The organism is Streptomyces niger (assembly GCF_000718305.1).
GTDB lineage: Bacteria > Actinomycetota > Actinomycetes > Streptomycetales > Streptomycetaceae > Streptomyces > Streptomyces niger.
In genome coordinates this window covers 310,182-326,282 of sequence record NZ_JOFQ01000004.1, presented here as the reverse complement: position 1 = coordinate 326,282, position 16,101 = coordinate 310,182, and the positions used below count along the sequence as shown (strand labels likewise).

Sequence of the window (16,101 nt, the reverse complement as noted above, 5' to 3'; positions counted from 1 at the left end):
CGAGAGAAGACGAAAGCCTTATGGCTACCACTTCACTTGACCTGGCCAAGGTCCGCAATATCGGGATCATGGCCCACATCGACGCGGGCAAGACGACGACCACCGAGCGGATCCTGTTCTACACCGGTGTTTCGTACAAGATCGGTGAGGTCCACGACGGCGCTGCCACCATGGACTGGATGGAGCAGGAGCAGGAGCGTGGCATCACGATCACCTCTGCTGCCACCACCTGTCACTGGCCGCTGGAAAACGTCGACCACACCATCAACATCATCGACACCCCGGGTCACGTCGACTTCACCGTCGAGGTGGAGCGCTCCCTGCGCGTGCTCGACGGTGCCGTGACGGTGTTCGACGGCGTTGCCGGCGTTGAGCCCCAGTCCGAGACGGTGTGGCGTCAGGCGGACCGCTACGGCGTTCCCCGTATCTGCTTCGTCAACAAGCTCGACCGCACCGGCGCCGAGTTCCACCGCTGCGTCGACATGATCACGGAGCGCCTCGGCGCCACCCCGATCGTGATGCAGCTGCCGATCGGCACCGAGGCGGACTTCAAGGGCGTCGTCGACCTCGTCAGCATGAAGGCCCTGCTGTGGTCCGCCGAGGCCGCCAAGGGCGAGATGTACGACACCGTCGACATCCCGGACACCCACATCGAGGCTGCCGAGGAATGGCGCGGCAAGCTCCTTGAGACGGTCGCCGAGAACGACGAAGAGCTGATGGAGCTGTACCTGGAGGGCCAGGAGCCCACCGTGGAGCAGCTGTACGCGGCCATCCGCCGCATCACCATCAGCTCCGGCAAGGCGGAGAACACCACCGTCACGCCCGTGTTCTGTGGCACCGCCTTCAAGAACAAGGGTGTCCAGCCGCTGCTGGACGCGGTCGTGCGCTACCTCCCCTCGCCGCTCGACGTCGAGGCCATCGAGGGCCACGCGGTCAACAACCCCGACGAGGTCATCAAGCGTCGCCCCTCCGAGGAGGAGCCGCTGGCCGCGCTGGCGTTCAAGATCGCGAGCGACCCGCACCTCGGCAAGCTCACCTTCATCCGGGTCTACTCGGGTCGCCTGGAGTCCGGCACGCAGGTGCTGAACTCCGTCAAGGGCAAGAAGGAGCGCATCGGCAAGATCTACCGGATGCACGCGAACAAGCGTGAGGAGATCGAGTCGGTGGGTGCCGGTGACATCGTCGCCGTCATGGGTCTGAAGCAGACCACCACCGGTGAGACCCTCTGTGACTCCGCCAACCAGGTGATCCTGGAGTCGATGGAGTTCCCGGCCCCGGTCATCCAGGTCGCCATCGAGCCCAAGTCCAAGGGCGACCAGGAGAAGCTGGGTGTCGCCATCCAGCGTCTCGCCGAGGAGGACCCGAGCTTCCAGGTCCACACCGACGAGGAGACCGGCCAGACCATCATCGCGGGTATGGGCGAGCTGCACCTCGACGTGCTGGTCGACCGTATGAAGCGTGAGTTCCGGGTCGAGGCCAACGTCGGTAAGCCGCAGGTCGCGTACCGCGAGACGCTGCGGAAGACCGTCGAGAAGATCGACTACACGCACAAGAAGCAGACTGGTGGTTCCGGCCAGTTCGCGAAGGTGCAGATCTCGGTCGAGCCTCTCGAGGGCGATGGCTACGAGTTCGAGAACAAGGTCACCGGTGGCCGCATCCCCCGGGAGTACATCCCGTCGGTGGACGCGGGCTGCCAGGAGGCCATGGAGTTCGGTGTTCTCGCCGGCTACCCGCTGACCGGCGTGCGCGTCACGCTTCACGACGGTGCCTTCCACGAGGTCGACTCCTCCGAGATGGCCTTCAAGATCGCCGGTTCGATGGCCTTCAAGGAGGCCGCCCGCAAGGCCTCCCCGGCCCTGCTCGAGCCGATGATGAAGGTCGAGGTCACCACGCCCGAGGACTACATGGGCGACGTGATCGGCGACATCAACTCCCGCCGTGGACAGATCCAGTCCATGGAGGACCGCCACGGTGCCAAGCTCGTCACGGGCCTGGTTCCGCTCTCGGAGATGTTCGGCTACGTCGGAGACCTCCGCAGCAAGACGTCGGGTCGCGCGAGCTACTCGATGCAGTTCGACTCCTACGCCGAGGTTCCGCGGAACGTCGCCGAGGAGATCATCGCGAAGGCCAAGGGCGAGTAAGGCCCGTCTCGTCAGAGTCGGACCCCCACACGCTTTAGGCTTGACACCGACTGACGGGGCAATCCCCGCCATCCGTGAGGATTGCCCCCGTCAGCCGGCACCCCAGCAAAGATCACCTGGCGCCGATGAGTAAGGCGTACAGAACCACTCCACAGGAGGACCCCAGTGGCGAAGGCGAAGTTCGAGCGGACTAAGCCGCACGTCAACATCGGCACCATCGGTCACATCGACCACGGTAAGACGACCCTCACGGCCGCCATTACCAAGGTGCTGCACGACGCGTTCCCGGACCTGAACGAGGCCTCGGCCTTCGACATGATCGACAAGGCGCCGGAAGAGCGCCAGCGTGGTATCACCATCTCCATCGCGCACGTCGAGTACCAGACGGAGAACCGTCACTACGCCCACGTCGACTGCCCGGGTCACGCGGACTACATCAAGAACATGATCACCGGTGCCGCCCAGATGGACGGCGCGATCCTCGTGGTCGCCGCGACCGACGGTCCGATGCCGCAGACCAAGGAGCACGTGCTCCTGGCCCGCCAGGTCGGCGTTCCCTACATCGTTGTCGCCCTGAACAAGGCCGACATGGTGGACGACGAGGAGATCCTGGAGCTCGTCGAGCTCGAGGTCCGTGAGCTCCTCTCCGAGTACGAGTTCCCGGGCGACGACGTCCCGGTCGTCAAGGTCTCGGCGCTGAAGGCGCTCGAGGGCGACGCCGAGTGGGGCAAGTCGGTCCTGGACCTGATGAAGGCCGTCGACGAGGCCATCCCGGCCCCGGAGCGCGACACCGACAAGCCGTTCCTGATGCCGATCGAGGACGTCTTCACCATCACCGGTCGCGGTACGGTCGTCACCGGCCGTATCGAGCGCGGTGTGCTGAAGGTCAACGAGAACGTCGACATCATCGGCATCAAGACCGAGAAGACCTCCACCACGGTCACCGGCATCGAGATGTTCCGGAAGCTGCTGGACGAGGGCCAGGCCGGTGAGAACGTCGGTCTGCTGCTTCGCGGTATCAAGCGCGAGGACGTCGAGCGCGGCCAGGTCATCATCAAGCCCGGTTCGGTTACGCCGCACACCGAGTTCGAGGCCCAGGCCTACATCCTGTCGAAGGACGAGGGTGGCCGCCACACCCCGTTCTTCAACAACTACCGCCCGCAGTTCTACTTCCGTACCACGGACGTGACCGGCGTCGTGACCCTCCCCGAGGGCACCGAGATGGTCATGCCGGGCGACAACACCTCCATGTCCGTCCAGCTGATCCAGCCGGTCGCCATGGAGGAGGGCCTGAAGTTCGCCATCCGTGAGGGTGGCCGGACCGTCGGCGCCGGCCAGGTCACCAAGATCGTCAAGTAAGTCCGCTTACTGACGGTCGGGGAGACCCGGCGCTCCTTGTGAGCGAGGGCCCCGCACACCTTCGGGTGTGCGGGGCCCTTTGTCATGCCTACGGGGCGCCTGCGGGCGTGCCCACGGTGCGGCCGCGGCGGAGCCGTGCGACCGGCCATGGCGCACGGGACGGCGGGGGCCCGGAGGCGCGCCGACGGAGGTGTACGGCGCCGCGCCCAGTGCGTGGGCGAGGAGCTCCAGGAGGAGGCCGAGGGATGGCAGGCGGCGGAGCGGTCTGCTCGGGGTCTCGGGTGAGGAAGCGGCCATGGGGCGAACGTAGGCCGGTGACTCGGTGGCTGAATGGTCCAGTGGCATATGACCGCTCGTTCGAGTGGCAAGGCCCGGCGAAAGGGGCAAGCCGAGCGTTAGTGAGGTATTAGCCGATCATCAGCGGGCGGCGGCAGGCTGGGAGGTGCCACTGAAGAGCGGGTGCACCATCGGGACGGGCCCGCCGGGAGAAGGAGCTGATGACCATGCGTGGGCTGCGTACCGTTGTGACCGCTGCCGCCGTCGCCGTGCTGGCGACGGGAGGGATCGCCGGAGCCGCCGTCGCCGCGGAGAGCGGTGCGGGCGCCGGGGCCTGCCAGCCGGGGACGCTGAAGGTGACGACCACCGACGCCGGCCGGAGCCAGGTCGGAATGAACCACGCCGGCACGTACCTGAAGGTGACGAACACCGGCGACGAGACCTGCGCGATCAAGGGCTACGCCGGCCTCGCCCTGGAAGGCGCCGGGCACACCGCGCTGAAGACGAAGGTGCGCCACGGTGACACGTACTTCGCCCAGGACCCGGGCGCGCACACCGTCACGCTCAAGCCGGGCGGCGTCGCCTACGCGGACCTGGTCTGGACGCACACCGGCGCCGACGCGGCCCCCGCCAAGTACCTCCAGGTCTCGCCGACCGGCAGCAACAGCCACAGCGTCGTCCCGCTGCAGGACGACGTCGACAACGGCACGCTGAACCTCACCGCCTGGTCCGCGAAGCTGCCCACGGCCGGCTGACGCCCGAAGGGCGCCCGTACGGCCCCGCGAACCACCGTGCCTCCGGCCGCGTCCCCCTGCGCGACCGGGGGCACTGCCATGTGCGCAGCTGTGTCAACGATGGGCGGATGTTCCCATCCTTTCGGGCGGTGCCCCGTCGGAACCCGCCGCTACTGTGGGTACACGGTCCACCATCTCGTCCATGGGAGGAATCATGACCGCCGAACCGCAGCACACCTGGCCGGTGCCGCCGCCGAACGGCTACACCGTGGACGACCTGTTCGCTCTGCCCGATCTCCCGCCGCACACCGAGCTGATCGACGGGAGCCTGGTCTTCGTGAGCCCGCAGCGGGATTTCCACACACTGGTGATGTACCTGCTGGAGAGCGGGCTCAGGCGGACGGTGCCGGAGCGCTTCCGGGTGCGCCGCGAGATGGCCGTTGTGCTCGACCCGCACAACGTCCCCGAGCCAGACATCCTCGTGCTGCGCGCCGAGGCCGTACGGGACCGCCGGCAGACGCGCTACGAGGCGTCCGACGTCGTGCTCGCCGTCGAGGTCGTCTCACCCGACTCGGAGGCCCGGGACCGTGACAGCAAGCCGGGCAAATACGCGGCAGCCGGCATCCCGCACTTCTGGCTCGTGGAGATGGCGGGGGACAAGGACCATCCCGTGGTGCACGAGTACGCGCTGGACCCGGTCACCAAGGAGTACGTGCCGGCAGGCATTCACCGCGAGCGGCTGAAGACGACCGTGCCGTTCACCGTCGACATCGACCTCACCGAGGTCGACCGCCTGTAGATGAGGCGGACATCACTCCGCACGGGTGCGGCCCGGCCGCCTAACATGTCCGCGTCGGCGCGTACCTCGCCGGGGGACGCGACCTGCCTCACACAGGAGTGACGCCATGCTGCGCACCATGTTCAAGTCCAAGATCCACCGGGCCACCGTGACCCAGGCCGATCTGCACTACGTAGGGTCCGTGACGATCGACGCGGAGCTGATGGACGCCGCCGATCTGCTGCCCGGCGAGCTGGTCCACATCGTCGACATCACCAACGGCGCCCGGCTGGAGACGTACGTCATCGAGGGCGAGCGGGGGAGCGGCGTCATCGGCATCAACGGCGCGGCCGCGCACCTCGTACACCCCGGTGACCTGGTCATACTCATCAGCTACGCGCAGGTCGAGGACGCCGAGGCACGGGCGCTGAAGCCCAGCGTCGTGCACGTGGACGCGGACAACCGAATCGTCGCCCTGGGCGCCGACGCCGGCGCTCCGGTGCCGGGAAGCAATCAGGAACGCAGCCCCCAGGCGGCCGCCCCGACCGGCTGAGCGTGGGCCGCGTGGCCCGTCCGGAGATCTTCCGGCGGGCCCGAAGGTTCGGGGCGTGTGGCGTGGGGTACTCTCTCCCCTTCGGTTGGCCAGCCGTGTGCCCCATATGGCACACTAGCCAAGTTGCTCGGTTGAGTGCCGATGCTGCGCGCCTCCCGCCGGGAGGACCGGAAGCGAGTCCCAGGTATTCGTCATCCCTTCTCAGGGGTGGAAGTACGGGAATCTTCCGGGAAGCGTCAGCGGGGTGCCTCAGCCAGGCGCCCGGTGGGTGTCCACGACCCCACATTCTCCTTCTCGAAGGATCTCCCTTGCGGAGATGTGCGGGAAGGGACGCGACACGCCCGACCGCGTGGGTCGGACGGCCCGCAGGATGTGGCGGACGTAGGACGCGAACGCACCGGGTCCCAGAGCGTTACGAGACAAAGGACTACTAAGTAGCCATGGCGGGACAGAAGATCCGCATCCGGCTCAAGGCCTACGACCACGAGGTCATCGACAGCTCGGCGAAGAAGATCGTCGAGACGGTGACCCGCACTGGTGCGTCGGTCGCGGGCCCGGTGCCGCTGCCCACTGAAAAGAACGTGTACTGCGTCATCAAGTCGCCGCACAAGTACAAGGACTCGCGCGAGCACTTCGAGATGCGCACGCACAAGCGCCTGATCGACATTCTCGACCCGACGCCGAAGACCGTTGACTCCCTGATGCGACTCGACCTTCCGGCCGGCGTCGACATCGAGATCAAGCTCTGAGGCGGGTGATCTGAGAATGGCTAAGCAGATCAAGGGCCTCCTGGGCGAGAAGCTCGGCATGACCCAGGTGTGGGACGAGAACAACCGCGTCGTCCCGGTCACCGTGGTCAAGGCCGGCCCGTGCGTCGTCACCCAGGTGCGCACCGCAGACCAGGACGGTTACGACTCCGTCCAGATCGCCTTCGGCGAGATCGACCCGCGCAAGGTGAACAAGCCCCTCAAGGGCCACTTCGCCAAGGCCGACGTCACCCCCCGCCGTCACCTCGTCGAGGTCCGTACCGCCGACGCCGGCGAGTACACCCTCGGCCAGGAGGTCAGCGCCGAGGTCTTCGACGCCGGCATCAAGGTCGACGTGACCGGCAAGACCAAGGGCAAGGGCACCGCCGGTGTCATGAAGCGCCATGGCTTCGCCGGTGGCAAGGCTTCGCACGGTGCGCACCGCATCCACCGCAAGCCGGGCTCCATCGGTGGCTGCGCCACCCCGGGCCGCGTGTTCAAGGGCATGCGGATGGCCGGCCGTATGGGCAATGAGCGGGTCACCACCCAGAACCTGACCGTCCACGCCGTTGACGCGGAGAAGGGTCTGCTGCTCATCAAGGGCGCAGTTCCTGGTCCGAACGGCGGCCTCGTCCTGGTCCGTACCGCGGCCAAGGGGGCCTGAGGTAACCGATGAGCACCATTGACATCCTTTCGCCGGCAGGCGACAAGGCCGGGACCGTCGAGCTCCCCGCGGAGATCTTCGACGCGAAGGTCAGCGTTCCGCTGATCCACCAGGTCGTCGTCGCACAGCTGGCCGCGGCCCGTCAGGGCACGCACAAGACCAAGACCCGTGGTGAGGTCCGCGGCGGTGGCAAGAAGCCGTACCGCCAGAAGGGCACCGGCCGCGCGCGCCAGGGTTCGACCCGTGCGCCGCAGTTCGCCGGCGGTGGCATCGTCCACGGCCCCGTGCCGCGTGACTACGCGCAGCGGACCCCGAAGAAGATGAAGGCCGCCGCCCTGCGCGGTGCCCTCACCGACCGGGCCCGCCACGACCGCGTCCACGTCGTTTCCGACGTGGTCGAGGGCGCGACCTCCACCAAGGCCGCCAAGACGCTGTTCGGCAAGATCTCGGAGCGCAAGAACCTGCTCCTGGTCGCCGAGCGTTCCGACGAGGCCGCGTGGCTGTCCGCCCGCAACCTGCCCCAGGTCCACATCCTGGAGCCGGGCCAGCTGAACACGTACGACGTGCTCGTCTCCGACGACGTGGTCTTCACCAAGGCCGCCTTCGAGTCCTTCGTGTCTGGCCCCAAGGCCGTTGAGACCGAAGGGAGCGACGCCTGATGGCTGAGGCGACCGTTACCAGCAAGACCTTCACGGACCACCGTGACGTGCTCGTGAAGCCCGTCGTGTCCGAGAAGAGCTACGCGCTGCTGGACGAGAACAAGTACACGTTCATCGTCGACCCGCGTGCCAACAAGACCCAGATCAAGCAGGCCGTCGAGGCGGTCTTCTCGGTCAAGGTCACCGGGGTGAACACGATCAACCGGCAGGGCAAGCGCAAGCGCACCCGCACCGGTTTCGGCAAGCGCGCTGACACCAAGCGCGCCATCGTGACCCTCGCCGAGGGCGACCGCATCGACATCTTCGGCGGTCCGACCGCCTGACGGCGGTCTGGATCGTCCGGAATCGGACGAGGACTGAGAAATGGGTATCCGCAAGTACAAGCCGACGACCCCGGGCCGTCGTGGCTCCAGCGTCGCCGACTTTGTCGAGATCACGCGGTCCACGCCGGAGAAGTCGCTGGTTCGCCCGCTGCACAGCAAGGGCGGCCGTAACAACGCCGGTCGTGTGACCGTTCGCCACCAGGGTGGTGGCCACAAGCGCGCCTACCGCGTGATCGACTTCCGTCGTCACGACAAGGACGGCGTGCCGGCCAAGGTCGCGCACATCGAGTACGACCCCAACCGCACCGCGCGCATCGCGCTCCTGCACTACGCGGACGGCGAGAAGCGCTACATTCTCGCGCCCCGCGGCCTGTCGCAGGGTGACCGGATCGAGAACGGCCCTGGCGCCGACATCAAGCCCGGCAACAACCTGGCGCTGCGCAACATCCCGGTCGGTACGACGCTCCACGCCATCGAGCTGCGGCCCGGCGGCGGCGCGAAGTTCGCCCGCTCCGCGGGTGCCTCCGTGCAGCTGCTGGCGAAGGAGGGCACCATGGCCCACCTTCGTATGCCGTCGGGTGAGATCCGCCTGGTCGACGTCCGCTGCCGCGCCACCGTCGGCGAGGTCGGCAACGCCGAGCAGTCGAACATCAACTGGGGCAAGGCCGGCCGCATGCGCTGGAAGGGCGTCCGCCCGACCGTGCGTGGTGTCGTGATGAACCCCGTCGACCACCCGCACGGTGGTGGTGAGGGCAAGACCTCCGGTGGTCGCCACCCGGTCTCGCCGTGGGGTCAGAAGGAGGGTCGTACGCGTTCGCCCAAGAAGGCTTCGAACAAGTACATCGTCCGCCGCCGCAAGACGAACAAGAAGCGCTAGGAGCGGGTTTAGATGCCGCGCAGTCTCAAGAAGGGGCCCTTCGTCGACGACCACCTGATCAAGAAGGTGGATGTCCAGAACGAAGCCGGCACCAAGAACGTCATCAAGACCTGGTCCCGTCGCTCCATGATCGTGCCGGCCATGCTCGGCCACACGCTGGCGGTGCACAACGGCAAGACCCACGTCCCGGTGTTCGTCACCGAGTCGATGGTCGGCCACAAGCTCGGCGAGTTTGCGCCGACCCGCACCTTCCGCGGCCACGAGAAGGACGACCGCAAGTCGCGTCGTCGCTGATCAGCGGAAGAGCGAAGACTATGACTGACACCGAAGGGACAACCATGGAAGCCAGGGCCCAGGCGCGCTACGTGCGTGTCACGCCCATGAAGGCCCGCCGCGTGGTGGACCTTGTCCGTGGCATGGATGCCACGGAGGCTCAGGCGGTCCTGCGTTTCGCCCCGCAGGCCGCGAGCGTGCCGGTGGGCAAGGTGCTGGACAGCGCCATTGCCAACGCCGCGCACAACTACGACCACACGGACGCCTCCCAGCTGTTCATCAGCGAGGCGTACGTCGACGAGGGCCCGACCCTGAAGCGCTTCCGTCCGCGCGCCCAGGGCCGTGCCTACCGGATCCGCAAGCGGACCAGCCACATCACCGTGGTCGTCAGCAGCAAGGAAGGAACCCGGTAATGGGCCAGAAGGTAAACCCGCACGGGTTCCGGCTCGGCATCACCACGGACTTCAAGAGCCGCTGGTACGCCGACAAGCTGTACAAGGACTACGTCAAGGAAGACGTCGCCATTCGTCGCATGATGACGAAGGGCATGGAGCGCGCCGGTATCTCCAAGGTGGAGATCGAGCGCACCCGTGAGCGCGTCCGCGTTGACATCCACACCGCCCGTCCGGGCATCGTCATCGGTCGCCGCGGCGCCGAGGCCGACCGCATCCGCGGTGAGCTGGAGAAGCTCACCGGCAAGCAGGTCCAGCTGAACATCCTCGAGGTCAAGAACCCCGAGACCGATGCCCAGCTGGTCGCGCAGGCCGTCGCGGAGCAGCTGTCCTCGCGCGTCTCCTTCCGTCGCGCCATGCGTAAGAGCATGCAGTCGACGATGAAGGCCGGCGCCAAGGGCATCAAGATCCAGTGCGGCGGTCGTCTCGGCGGCGCCGAGATGTCCCGCTCGGAGTTCTACCGCGAGGGCCGCGTGCCCCTGCACACGCTCCGTGCGAACGTCGACTACGGCTTCTTCGAGGCCCGTACGACCTTCGGCCGCATCGGCGTGAAGGTCTGGATCTACAAGGGCGACGTCAAGAACATCGCCGAGGTTCGCGCCGAGAACGCCGCTGCCCGTGCGGGTAACCGCCCGGCCCGCGGTGGCAACGACCGCCCGCGTCGCGGTGGCGAGCGCGGTGGTCGCGGCCGCAAGCCGCAGCAGCAGCCCGCCCAGGGCAATGCAGCAGGTGCCGAGGCCCCCAAGGCCGAGGCCGCTGCCGCTGCTCCGGCTGAGAGCACCGGAACGGAGGCCTGACCGACATGCTGATCCCTCGCAGGGTCAAGCACCGCAAGCAGCACCACCCGAAGCGCCACGGCATGGCCAAGGGTGGTACCGAGCTCGCTTTCGGTGAGTACGGTATCCAGGCCCTGACCGGGGCCTACGTGACGAACCGGCAGATCGAGTCCGCTCGTATTGCCATGACCCGTCACATCAAGCGCGGCGGCAAGGTGTGGATCAACATCTACCCCGACCGTCCGCTGACGAAGAAGCCTGCCGAGACCCGCATGGGTTCCGGTAAGGGTTCTCCGGAGTGGTGGGTCGCGAACGTCAAGCCCGGCCGGGTGATGTTCGAGCTGTCCTTCCCGAACGAAAAGGTTGCCAAGGAGGCGCTGACCCGCGCCGCCCACAAGCTTCCGATGAAGTGCCGCATCGTGCGGCGCGAGGCAGGTGAGTCGTGATGGCGGCCGGTACGAAGGCGACCGAGCTGCGTGAGCTGAACAACGAAGACCTCGTTGGGAAGCTCCGCGAGGCCAAGGAGGAGCTGTTCAACCTCCGCTTCCAGGCGGCGACCGGACAGCTCGAAAACCACGGCCGGCTGAAGGCCGTCCGCAAGGACATCGCCCGGATCTACACCCTGATGCGTGAGCGCGAGCTCGGCATCGAGACGGTGGAGAGCGCCTGATGAGCGAGACGAATGTGACTGAGAAGAAGCAGGAGCGCGGCTTCCGCAAGACCCGTGAGGGTCTGGTCGTCAGCGACAAGATGGACAAGACCGTCGTCGTCGCCGTCGAGGACCGCGTCAAGCACGCGCTGTACGGCAAGGTCATCCGTCGTACGAACAAGCTCAAGGCGCACGACGAGCAGAACGCCGCGGGTGTCGGCGACCGCGTCCTCCTCATGGAGACCCGGCCGCAGTCCGCGACGAAGCGCTGGCGCGTCGTCGAGATCCTCGAGAAGGCCAAGTAATTCCCTTTCGGGAATTCAGGCAAGCACATCCCCCCGAGGGGGATTCCCTCGGAAAAGTTCCGCCAGGCTCGGCAGGGACGCTCCAGTAGGCGCGTCCCTGCCGGGAACCGGCAGACGATCAGGAGATAGACGTGATCCAGCAGGAGTCTCGGCTTCGCGTCGCCGACAACACGGGTGCGAAGGAAATTCTCACCATCCGTGTGCTCGGTGGCTCGGGCCGACGCTACGCGGGCATCGGTGACGTCATCGTCGCCACCGTGAAGGATGCGATCCCCGGTGGCAACGTGAAGAAGGGTGACGTCGTCAAGGCGGTCATCGTGCGCACCGTGAAGGAGCGCCGCCGTCCCGACGGTTCGTACATCCGCTTCGACGAGAACGCGGCCGTCATCCTCAAGAACGATGGCGACCCCCGCGGCACCCGCATCTTCGGCCCCGTGGGCCGTGAGCTGCGCGAGAAGAAGTTCATGAAGATCATCTCGCTCGCGCCGGAGGTGCTGTAACCGATGAAGATCAAGAAGGGCGACCTGGTCCAGGTCATCACCGGTAAGGACAAGGGCAAGCAGGGCAAGGTCATTCAGGCCTTCCCCCGCGAGGACCGTGTCCTGGTCGAGGGTGTCAACCGGGTCAAGAAGCACACCAAGGCCGGTCAGACCGCTCGCGGTTCGCAGACCGGCGGCATCGTGACGACCGAGGCCCCGATCCACGTGAGCAACGTTCAGCTCGTGGTGGAGAAGGACGGCAACAAGGTCGTCACCCGCGTCGGGTACCGCTTCGATGACGAAGGCAACAAGATCCGCGTTGCCAAGCGGACCGGTGAGGACATCTGATGACTGCCACCACCAACGCGCCGCGTCTCAAGCAGCGCTACCGCGAAGAGATCGCCGGGAAGCTGAAGGACGAGTTCTCGTACGAGAACGTCATGCAGATCCCCGGTCTGACCAAGATCGTGGTCAACATGGGTGTGGGCGACGCCGCCCGCGACTCCAAGCTGATCGAGGGCGCCATCCGCGACCTCACCACGATCACCGGCCAGAAGCCGGCCGTGACCAAGGCCCGTAAGTCCATCGCGCAGTTCAAGCTGCGTGAGGGCCAGCCGATCGGTGCCCACGTCACCCTCCGCGGTGACCGCATGTGGGAGTTCCTGGACCGCCTGCTGTCGCTCGCGCTGCCGCGCATCCGCGACTTCCGTGGTCTGTCGCCGAAGCAGTTCGACGGCCGGGGCAACTACACCTTCGGTCTCACGGAGCAGGTCATGTTCCACGAGATCGACCAGGACAAGATCGACCGTACCCGGGGTATGGACATCACCGTGGTCACCACGGCGACCAACGACGACGAGGGCCGCGCCCTCCTCCGTCACCTCGGCTTCCCGTTCAAGGAGGCGTGAGCGAGATGGCGAAGAAGGCTCTCATCGCGAAGGCTGCTCGCAAGCCCAAGTTCGGCGTGCGCGCGTACACCCGCTGCCAGCGCTGCGGTCGTCCGCACTCCGTCTACCGCAAGTTCGGCCTGTGCCGCGTGTGCCTTCGTGAGATGGCTCACCGTGGCGAGCTGCCGGGCGTGACCAAGAGCTCCTGGTAAGTCCCCACTTGGGATTTACCGGAGGCTCTCGGTAAGCGTTCGGTCGGCGGGGGCCCGGTCCTTCATCACCTAGAGTGGAAGGGTTGGGCGCCCGCCGCCCGAGACCGACCGCGGGCCACCGTGCCCGCTCAAAGTCGCTTACTACGCCGTAGGTCCCCGTGCCGCACCCGTCCCGCCCGTGAGTGGGGAGAGGGATGGCGCATATAGGAAACCCCGGCGAGAGAGGCCGAAGGCCAATTCATGACCATGACTGACCCCATCGCAGACATGCTGACTCGTCTGCGTAACGCGAACTCGGCTTACCACGACACCGTGGCGATGCCGCACAGCAAGATCAAGTCGCACATCGCGGAGATCCTCCAGCAGGAGGGTTACATCACCGGCTGGAAGGTCGAGGACGCCGAGGTCGGTAAGAACCTCGTCCTCGAGCTGAAGTTCGGCCCGAACCGCGAGCGCTCGATCGCCGGCATCAAGCGGATTTCGAAGCCGGGCCTGCGGGTCTACGCAAAGTCCACCAACCTGCCGAAGGTCCTCGGCGGCCTGGGCGTGGCGATCATCTCCACGTCCTACGGTCTCCTGACCGGTCAGCAGGCCAGCAAGAAGGGTGTAGGCGGAGAAGTTCTCGCCTACGTCTGGTAACCAGGGAACGGAGGAATAGCTAATGTCGCGTATTGGCAAGCTGCCCATCCAGGTTCCCGCTGGTGTGGACGTCACCATCGATGGCCGGACGGTCTCCGTGAAGGGCCCCAAGGGTTCCCTTCAGCACACCGTCGCCGCGCCCATCGAGGTCGCCAAGGGTGAGGACGGCGCCATTGCCGTCACCCGCCCGAACGACGAGCGTCAGAACAAGGCCCTGCACGGCCTGTCCCGCACGCTGGTGGCGAACATGATCACCGGCGTGACCCAGGGCTACAGCAAGGCGCTCGAGATCAGCGGTGTGGGTTACCGCGTCCAGGCGAAGGGCTCCAACCTGGAGTTCTCGCTGGGCTACAGCCACCCGATCCTGGTCGAGGCCCCCGAGGGGATCTCGTTCAAGGTCGAGTCCCCGACCAAGCTCAGCGTCGAGGGCATCGACAAGCAGAAGGTCGGCGAGGTCGCCGCGAACATCCGCAAGCTGCGCAAGCCCGACCCGTACAAGGCCAAGGGCGTCAAGTACGCCGGCGAGGTCATCCGCCGCAAGGTCGGAAAGGCTGGTAAGTAAGCCATGGCATACGGTGTGAAGATCGCGAAGGGCGACGCCTACAAGCGCGCCGCCGCTAAGCGTCGCCACATCCGCATCCGTAAGCGGATTTCGGGTACCCCGGAGCGTCCTCGTCTGGTCGTGACGCGGTCCAACCGCGGCATCACCGCTCAGGTCATCGACGACATCAAGGGCCACACCGTGGCCTCTGCGTCGACCCTGGACGCGTCGATCCGTGGTGGCGAGGGCGACAAGAGCGCCCAGGCGAAGCAGGTCGGCGCCCTGGTCGCCGAGCGTGCCAAGGCTGCCGGTGTCGAGGCCGTCGTGTTCGACCGTGGTGGCAAGCAGTACGCAGGGCGGATTGCCGCTCTGGCCGACGCCGCCCGCGAAGCCGGGCTGAAGTTCTGAGCCCCGGTTCCGTAGCTAGCGGACGTAACAGAGAGAGGTAATTCCAATGGCTGGACCCCAGCGCCGCGGTGGCGGCGCCGGTGGCGGCGAGCGGCGGGACCGTAAGGACCGGCGGGACGGCGGCGCAGCTGCCGAGAAGACCGCCTACGTCGAGCGTGTTGTCGCCATCAACCGTGTCGCCAAGGTTGTGAAGGGTGGTCGTCGCTTCAGCTTCACCGCGCTGGTCGTGGTGGGCGACGGTGACGGCACCGTGGGTGTCGGTTACGGCAAGGCCAAGGAGGTGCCGGCCGCCATCGCCAAGGGCGTTGAGGAGGCCAAGAAGCACTTCTTCAAGGTCCCCCGTATCGCCGGCACCATCCCGCACCCCATCCAGGGCGAGAAGGCCGCGGGCGTCGTCCTGCTCAAGCCTGCTTCCCCCGGTACCGGTGTGATCGCGGGTGGCCCGGTGCGCGCCGTGCTCGAGTGCGCCGGCATCCACGACGTGCTGAGCAAGTCGCTCGGTTCGTCGAACCCGATCAACATCGTGCACGCCACGGTGGAGGCGCTCCAGGGTCTCAAGCGGCCCGAGGAGATCGCCGCCCGTCGTGGTCTGCCGCTGGAGGACGTTGCTCCCGCCGCTCTGCTGCGGGCGCGTGCCGGGGTGAATGCGTGATGCGCATCAAGATCACCCAGACCAAGTCCTACATCGGTAGCAAGCAGAACCACCGTGACACGCTGCGTTCGCTCGGCCTCAAGCGGCTGAACGACAGCGTCGTGCGGGAGGCCCGTCCCGAGGTCGTCGGCATGGTGCACACCGTGCGTCACCTCGTGACGGTCGAGGAGGTCGACTGACATGGCGGAGAACAACCCGCTGAAGGTCCACAACCTCCGTCCTGCCCCGGGTGCCAAGACCGCCAAGACCCGTGTCGGTCGTGGTGAGGCGTCCAAGGGTAAGACCGCTGGTCGTGGTACCAAGGGCACGAAGGCCCGTTACCAGGTTCCGGAGCGCTTCGAGGGTGGGCAGATGCCCCTCCACATGCGTCTCCCGAAGCTGAAGGGCTTCAAGAACCCCGCTCACAAGCAGTTCCAGGTCGTGAACCTGGAGAAGCTGGCCGCGCTGTACCCCGAGGGTGGCGAGGTCACGGTGGCCGACCTGGTCGCCAAGGGCGCGGTGCGCAACAACGAGCTCGTCAAGGTCCTGGGCCAGGGCGAGATCTCCGTGGCGCTGCAGGTGACGGTCGACGCCGTCTCCGGCTCCGCCAAGGAGAAGATCGCCGCCGCCGGCGGCAGCGTCACCGAGCTGCTCTGACGCGGCTCGCACGCGAGTGATTCAACTGACCGGGGATGCCCACGAATTGGGGCATCCCCGGTTGGTCGTTCCAAGGGGGGCA

At 66.7% G+C, this 16,101-nt stretch carries 26 protein-coding genes; all 26 read left to right on the top strand.

All coding sequences use genetic code 11. The features are described from left to right. Positions 1 to 20: 20 nt before the first annotated feature. The 26 genes from fusA to rplO all read left to right on the top strand — a co-directional run bounded on the left by fusA (position 21) and on the right by rplO (position 16,019). Positions 21 to 2,141, top strand: coding sequence for an elongation factor G (fusA, locus tag IF20_RS10330; RefSeq protein ID WP_052864774.1), 2,121 nt, complete (start codon positions 21 to 23; stop codon positions 2,139 to 2,141). Between the two features lie 165 nt (positions 2,142 to 2,306). Next, entirely contained in the window at positions 2,307 to 3,500 is a 1,194-nt protein-coding gene (tuf, locus tag IF20_RS10325) for an elongation factor Tu (RefSeq protein ID WP_052864773.1), read from the top strand. A 503-nt stretch (positions 3,501 to 4,003) separates the two neighbouring features. After that, the gene (locus IF20_RS10320; protein ID WP_234426595.1) at positions 4,004 to 4,531 is read left to right on the top strand and encodes a DUF4232 domain-containing protein; all 528 of its coding nucleotides are present in this window, start codon (positions 4,004 to 4,006) and stop codon (positions 4,529 to 4,531) included. A 181-nt stretch (positions 4,532 to 4,712) separates the two neighbouring features. Further along, a complete protein-coding gene (locus IF20_RS10315) occupies positions 4,713 to 5,309 on the top strand; it encodes a Uma2 family endonuclease (protein ID WP_052864916.1) in 597 nt (198 codons plus the stop codon). A 106-nt stretch (positions 5,310 to 5,415) separates the two neighbouring features. Then, entirely contained in the window at positions 5,416 to 5,841 is a 426-nt protein-coding gene (gene panD / locus IF20_RS10310; protein ID WP_052864771.1) for an aspartate 1-decarboxylase, read from the top strand. 440 nt (positions 5,842 to 6,281) lie between these two features. Further along, entirely contained in the window at positions 6,282 to 6,590 is a 309-nt protein-coding gene (gene rpsJ, locus IF20_RS10305; RefSeq protein WP_003948644.1) for a 30S ribosomal protein S10, read from the top strand. A gap of 16 nt (positions 6,591 to 6,606) precedes the next feature. Beyond that, positions 6,607 to 7,251 (top strand): 50S ribosomal protein L3, encoded by a 645-nt coding sequence (rplC, locus tag IF20_RS10300; RefSeq protein ID WP_052864770.1) that lies wholly within the window; start codon positions 6,607 to 6,609, stop codon positions 7,249 to 7,251. 8 nt (positions 7,252 to 7,259) lie between these two features. After that, a complete protein-coding gene (gene rplD / locus IF20_RS10295) occupies positions 7,260 to 7,910 on the top strand; it encodes a 50S ribosomal protein L4 (protein ID WP_052864769.1) in 651 nt (216 codons plus the stop codon). Next, on the top strand, positions 7,910 to 8,233 hold the full coding sequence (rplW, locus tag IF20_RS10290; RefSeq protein WP_052864768.1) for a 50S ribosomal protein L23: 324 nt from the start codon (positions 7,910 to 7,912) through the stop codon (positions 8,231 to 8,233). The genes rplD and rplW overlap by 1 nt, the downstream gene beginning before the upstream one ends. Positions 8,234 to 8,273: 40 nt before the next feature. After that, positions 8,274 to 9,110 carry a 50S ribosomal protein L2 gene (gene rplB / locus IF20_RS10285; protein WP_052864767.1) on the top strand — a complete coding sequence of 279 codons (837 nt, stop codon included), beginning with the start codon at positions 8,274 to 8,276 and terminating at the stop codon, positions 9,108 to 9,110. 12 nt (positions 9,111 to 9,122) lie between these two features. Then, positions 9,123 to 9,404: a 30S ribosomal protein S19 gene (gene rpsS, locus IF20_RS10280; RefSeq protein WP_030262810.1), complete on the top strand. Its 282-nt coding sequence runs from the start codon at positions 9,123 to 9,125 to the stop codon at positions 9,402 to 9,404. A 44-nt stretch (positions 9,405 to 9,448) separates the two neighbouring features. After that, complete coding sequence (rplV, locus tag IF20_RS10275) at positions 9,449 to 9,796, top strand: 50S ribosomal protein L22 (RefSeq protein WP_037772835.1); 348 nt, start codon at positions 9,449 to 9,451, stop codon at positions 9,794 to 9,796. Beyond that, on the top strand, positions 9,796 to 10,632 hold the full coding sequence (rpsC, locus tag IF20_RS10270) for a 30S ribosomal protein S3 (protein WP_052864766.1): 837 nt from the start codon (positions 9,796 to 9,798) through the stop codon (positions 10,630 to 10,632). The genes rplV and rpsC overlap by 1 nt, the downstream gene beginning before the upstream one ends. Positions 10,633 to 10,637: 5 nt before the next feature. Next, entirely contained in the window at positions 10,638 to 11,057 is a 420-nt protein-coding gene (gene rplP, locus IF20_RS10265; RefSeq protein ID WP_052864765.1) for a 50S ribosomal protein L16, read from the top strand. Next, entirely contained in the window at positions 11,057 to 11,281 is a 225-nt protein-coding gene (rpmC, locus tag IF20_RS10260) for a 50S ribosomal protein L29 (RefSeq protein ID WP_004571830.1), read from the top strand. Before rplP ends, rpmC begins: the two co-directional genes overlap by 1 nt. Next, entirely contained in the window at positions 11,281 to 11,565 is a 285-nt protein-coding gene (gene rpsQ / locus IF20_RS10255; protein ID WP_030619920.1) for a 30S ribosomal protein S17, read from the top strand. The genes rpmC and rpsQ overlap by 1 nt, the downstream gene beginning before the upstream one ends. A gap of 131 nt (positions 11,566 to 11,696) precedes the next feature. Beyond that, positions 11,697 to 12,065: a 50S ribosomal protein L14 gene (gene rplN, locus IF20_RS10250; protein WP_003974257.1), complete on the top strand. Its 369-nt coding sequence runs from the start codon at positions 11,697 to 11,699 to the stop codon at positions 12,063 to 12,065. 3 nt (positions 12,066 to 12,068) lie between these two features. Next, positions 12,069 to 12,392: a 50S ribosomal protein L24 gene (gene rplX / locus IF20_RS10245; RefSeq protein ID WP_052864764.1), complete on the top strand. Its 324-nt coding sequence runs from the start codon at positions 12,069 to 12,071 to the stop codon at positions 12,390 to 12,392. Then, the gene (rplE, locus tag IF20_RS10240; RefSeq protein ID WP_030262823.1) at positions 12,392 to 12,952 is read left to right on the top strand and encodes a 50S ribosomal protein L5; all 561 of its coding nucleotides are present in this window, start codon (positions 12,392 to 12,394) and stop codon (positions 12,950 to 12,952) included. The genes rplX and rplE overlap by 1 nt, the downstream gene beginning before the upstream one ends. A gap of 5 nt (positions 12,953 to 12,957) precedes the next feature. Beyond that, entirely contained in the window at positions 12,958 to 13,143 is a 186-nt protein-coding gene (locus IF20_RS10235) for a type Z 30S ribosomal protein S14 (RefSeq protein WP_003956452.1), read from the top strand. Positions 13,144 to 13,383: 240 nt separating this feature from the next. Beyond that, entirely contained in the window at positions 13,384 to 13,782 is a 399-nt protein-coding gene (rpsH, locus tag IF20_RS10230; RefSeq protein ID WP_052864763.1) for a 30S ribosomal protein S8, read from the top strand. Positions 13,783 to 13,804: 22 nt separating this feature from the next. Then, positions 13,805 to 14,344 carry a 50S ribosomal protein L6 gene (gene rplF / locus IF20_RS10225; protein ID WP_052864762.1) on the top strand — a complete coding sequence of 180 codons (540 nt, stop codon included), beginning with the start codon at positions 13,805 to 13,807 and terminating at the stop codon, positions 14,342 to 14,344. A 3-nt stretch (positions 14,345 to 14,347) separates the two neighbouring features. After that, the gene (gene rplR / locus IF20_RS10220) at positions 14,348 to 14,731 is read left to right on the top strand and encodes a 50S ribosomal protein L18 (protein ID WP_052864761.1); all 384 of its coding nucleotides are present in this window, start codon (positions 14,348 to 14,350) and stop codon (positions 14,729 to 14,731) included. Between the two features lie 46 nt (positions 14,732 to 14,777). Further along, positions 14,778 to 15,383, top strand: a complete 606-nt coding sequence (gene rpsE, locus IF20_RS10215) for a 30S ribosomal protein S5 (protein WP_052864760.1) — start codon at positions 14,778 to 14,780, stop codon at positions 15,381 to 15,383. Then, positions 15,380 to 15,562, top strand: a complete 183-nt coding sequence (rpmD, locus tag IF20_RS10210) for a 50S ribosomal protein L30 (protein WP_031050958.1) — start codon at positions 15,380 to 15,382, stop codon at positions 15,560 to 15,562. The genes rpsE and rpmD overlap by 4 nt, the downstream gene beginning before the upstream one ends. 1 nt (position 15,563) lies before the next feature. Then, positions 15,564 to 16,019, top strand: coding sequence for a 50S ribosomal protein L15 (rplO, locus tag IF20_RS10205; protein WP_052864759.1), 456 nt, complete (start codon positions 15,564 to 15,566; stop codon positions 16,017 to 16,019). The last annotated feature ends 82 nt before the right edge of the window (positions 16,020 to 16,101 follow it).

Excerpts from the sequence above, each read along its gene's own strand:
- rplD (WP_052864769.1), top strand. The coding sequence starts at position 7,260 with ATGAGCACCATTGACATCCTTTCGCCGGCAGGCGACAAGGCCGGGACC.
- rpmC (WP_004571830.1), top strand. The coding sequence starts at position 11,057 with ATGGCGGCCGGTACGAAGGCGACCGAGCTGCGTGAGCTGAACAACGAA.
- rplW (WP_052864768.1), top strand. The coding sequence starts at position 7,910 with ATGGCTGAGGCGACCGTTACCAGCAAGACCTTCACGGACCACCGTGAC.
- rplO (WP_052864759.1), top strand. The coding sequence starts at position 15,564 with ATGGCGGAGAACAACCCGCTGAAGGTCCACAACCTCCGTCCTGCCCCG.
- rpsQ (WP_030619920.1), top strand. The coding sequence starts at position 11,281 with ATGAGCGAGACGAATGTGACTGAGAAGAAGCAGGAGCGCGGCTTCCGC.
- fusA (WP_052864774.1), top strand. The coding sequence starts at position 21 with ATGGCTACCACTTCACTTGACCTGGCCAAGGTCCGCAATATCGGGATC.
- rplP (WP_052864765.1), top strand. The coding sequence starts at position 10,638 with ATGCTGATCCCTCGCAGGGTCAAGCACCGCAAGCAGCACCACCCGAAG.
- IF20_RS10320 (WP_234426595.1), top strand. The coding sequence starts at position 4,004 with ATGCGTGGGCTGCGTACCGTTGTGACCGCTGCCGCCGTCGCCGTGCTG.
- IF20_RS10315 (WP_052864916.1), top strand. The coding sequence starts at position 4,713 with ATGGGAGGAATCATGACCGCCGAACCGCAGCACACCTGGCCGGTGCCG.
- rpsH (WP_052864763.1), top strand. The coding sequence starts at position 13,384 with ATGACCATGACTGACCCCATCGCAGACATGCTGACTCGTCTGCGTAAC.
- rplF (WP_052864762.1), top strand. The coding sequence starts at position 13,805 with ATGTCGCGTATTGGCAAGCTGCCCATCCAGGTTCCCGCTGGTGTGGAC.
- rplC (WP_052864770.1), top strand. The coding sequence starts at position 6,607 with ATGGCTAAGCAGATCAAGGGCCTCCTGGGCGAGAAGCTCGGCATGACC.
- rplR (WP_052864761.1), top strand. The coding sequence starts at position 14,348 with ATGGCATACGGTGTGAAGATCGCGAAGGGCGACGCCTACAAGCGCGCC.
- rpsE (WP_052864760.1), top strand. The coding sequence starts at position 14,778 with ATGGCTGGACCCCAGCGCCGCGGTGGCGGCGCCGGTGGCGGCGAGCGG.
- IF20_RS10235 (WP_003956452.1), top strand. The coding sequence starts at position 12,958 with ATGGCGAAGAAGGCTCTCATCGCGAAGGCTGCTCGCAAGCCCAAGTTC.
- rplV (WP_037772835.1), top strand. The coding sequence starts at position 9,449 with ATGGAAGCCAGGGCCCAGGCGCGCTACGTGCGTGTCACGCCCATGAAG.
- rpsJ (WP_003948644.1), top strand. The coding sequence starts at position 6,282 with ATGGCGGGACAGAAGATCCGCATCCGGCTCAAGGCCTACGACCACGAG.
- rpsC (WP_052864766.1), top strand. The coding sequence starts at position 9,796 with ATGGGCCAGAAGGTAAACCCGCACGGGTTCCGGCTCGGCATCACCACG.
- rplX (WP_052864764.1), top strand. The coding sequence starts at position 12,069 with ATGAAGATCAAGAAGGGCGACCTGGTCCAGGTCATCACCGGTAAGGAC.
- panD (WP_052864771.1), top strand. The coding sequence starts at position 5,416 with ATGCTGCGCACCATGTTCAAGTCCAAGATCCACCGGGCCACCGTGACC.
- rpsS (WP_030262810.1), top strand. The coding sequence starts at position 9,123 with ATGCCGCGCAGTCTCAAGAAGGGGCCCTTCGTCGACGACCACCTGATC.
- rplE (WP_030262823.1), top strand. The coding sequence starts at position 12,392 with ATGACTGCCACCACCAACGCGCCGCGTCTCAAGCAGCGCTACCGCGAA.
- rplB (WP_052864767.1), top strand. The coding sequence starts at position 8,274 with ATGGGTATCCGCAAGTACAAGCCGACGACCCCGGGCCGTCGTGGCTCC.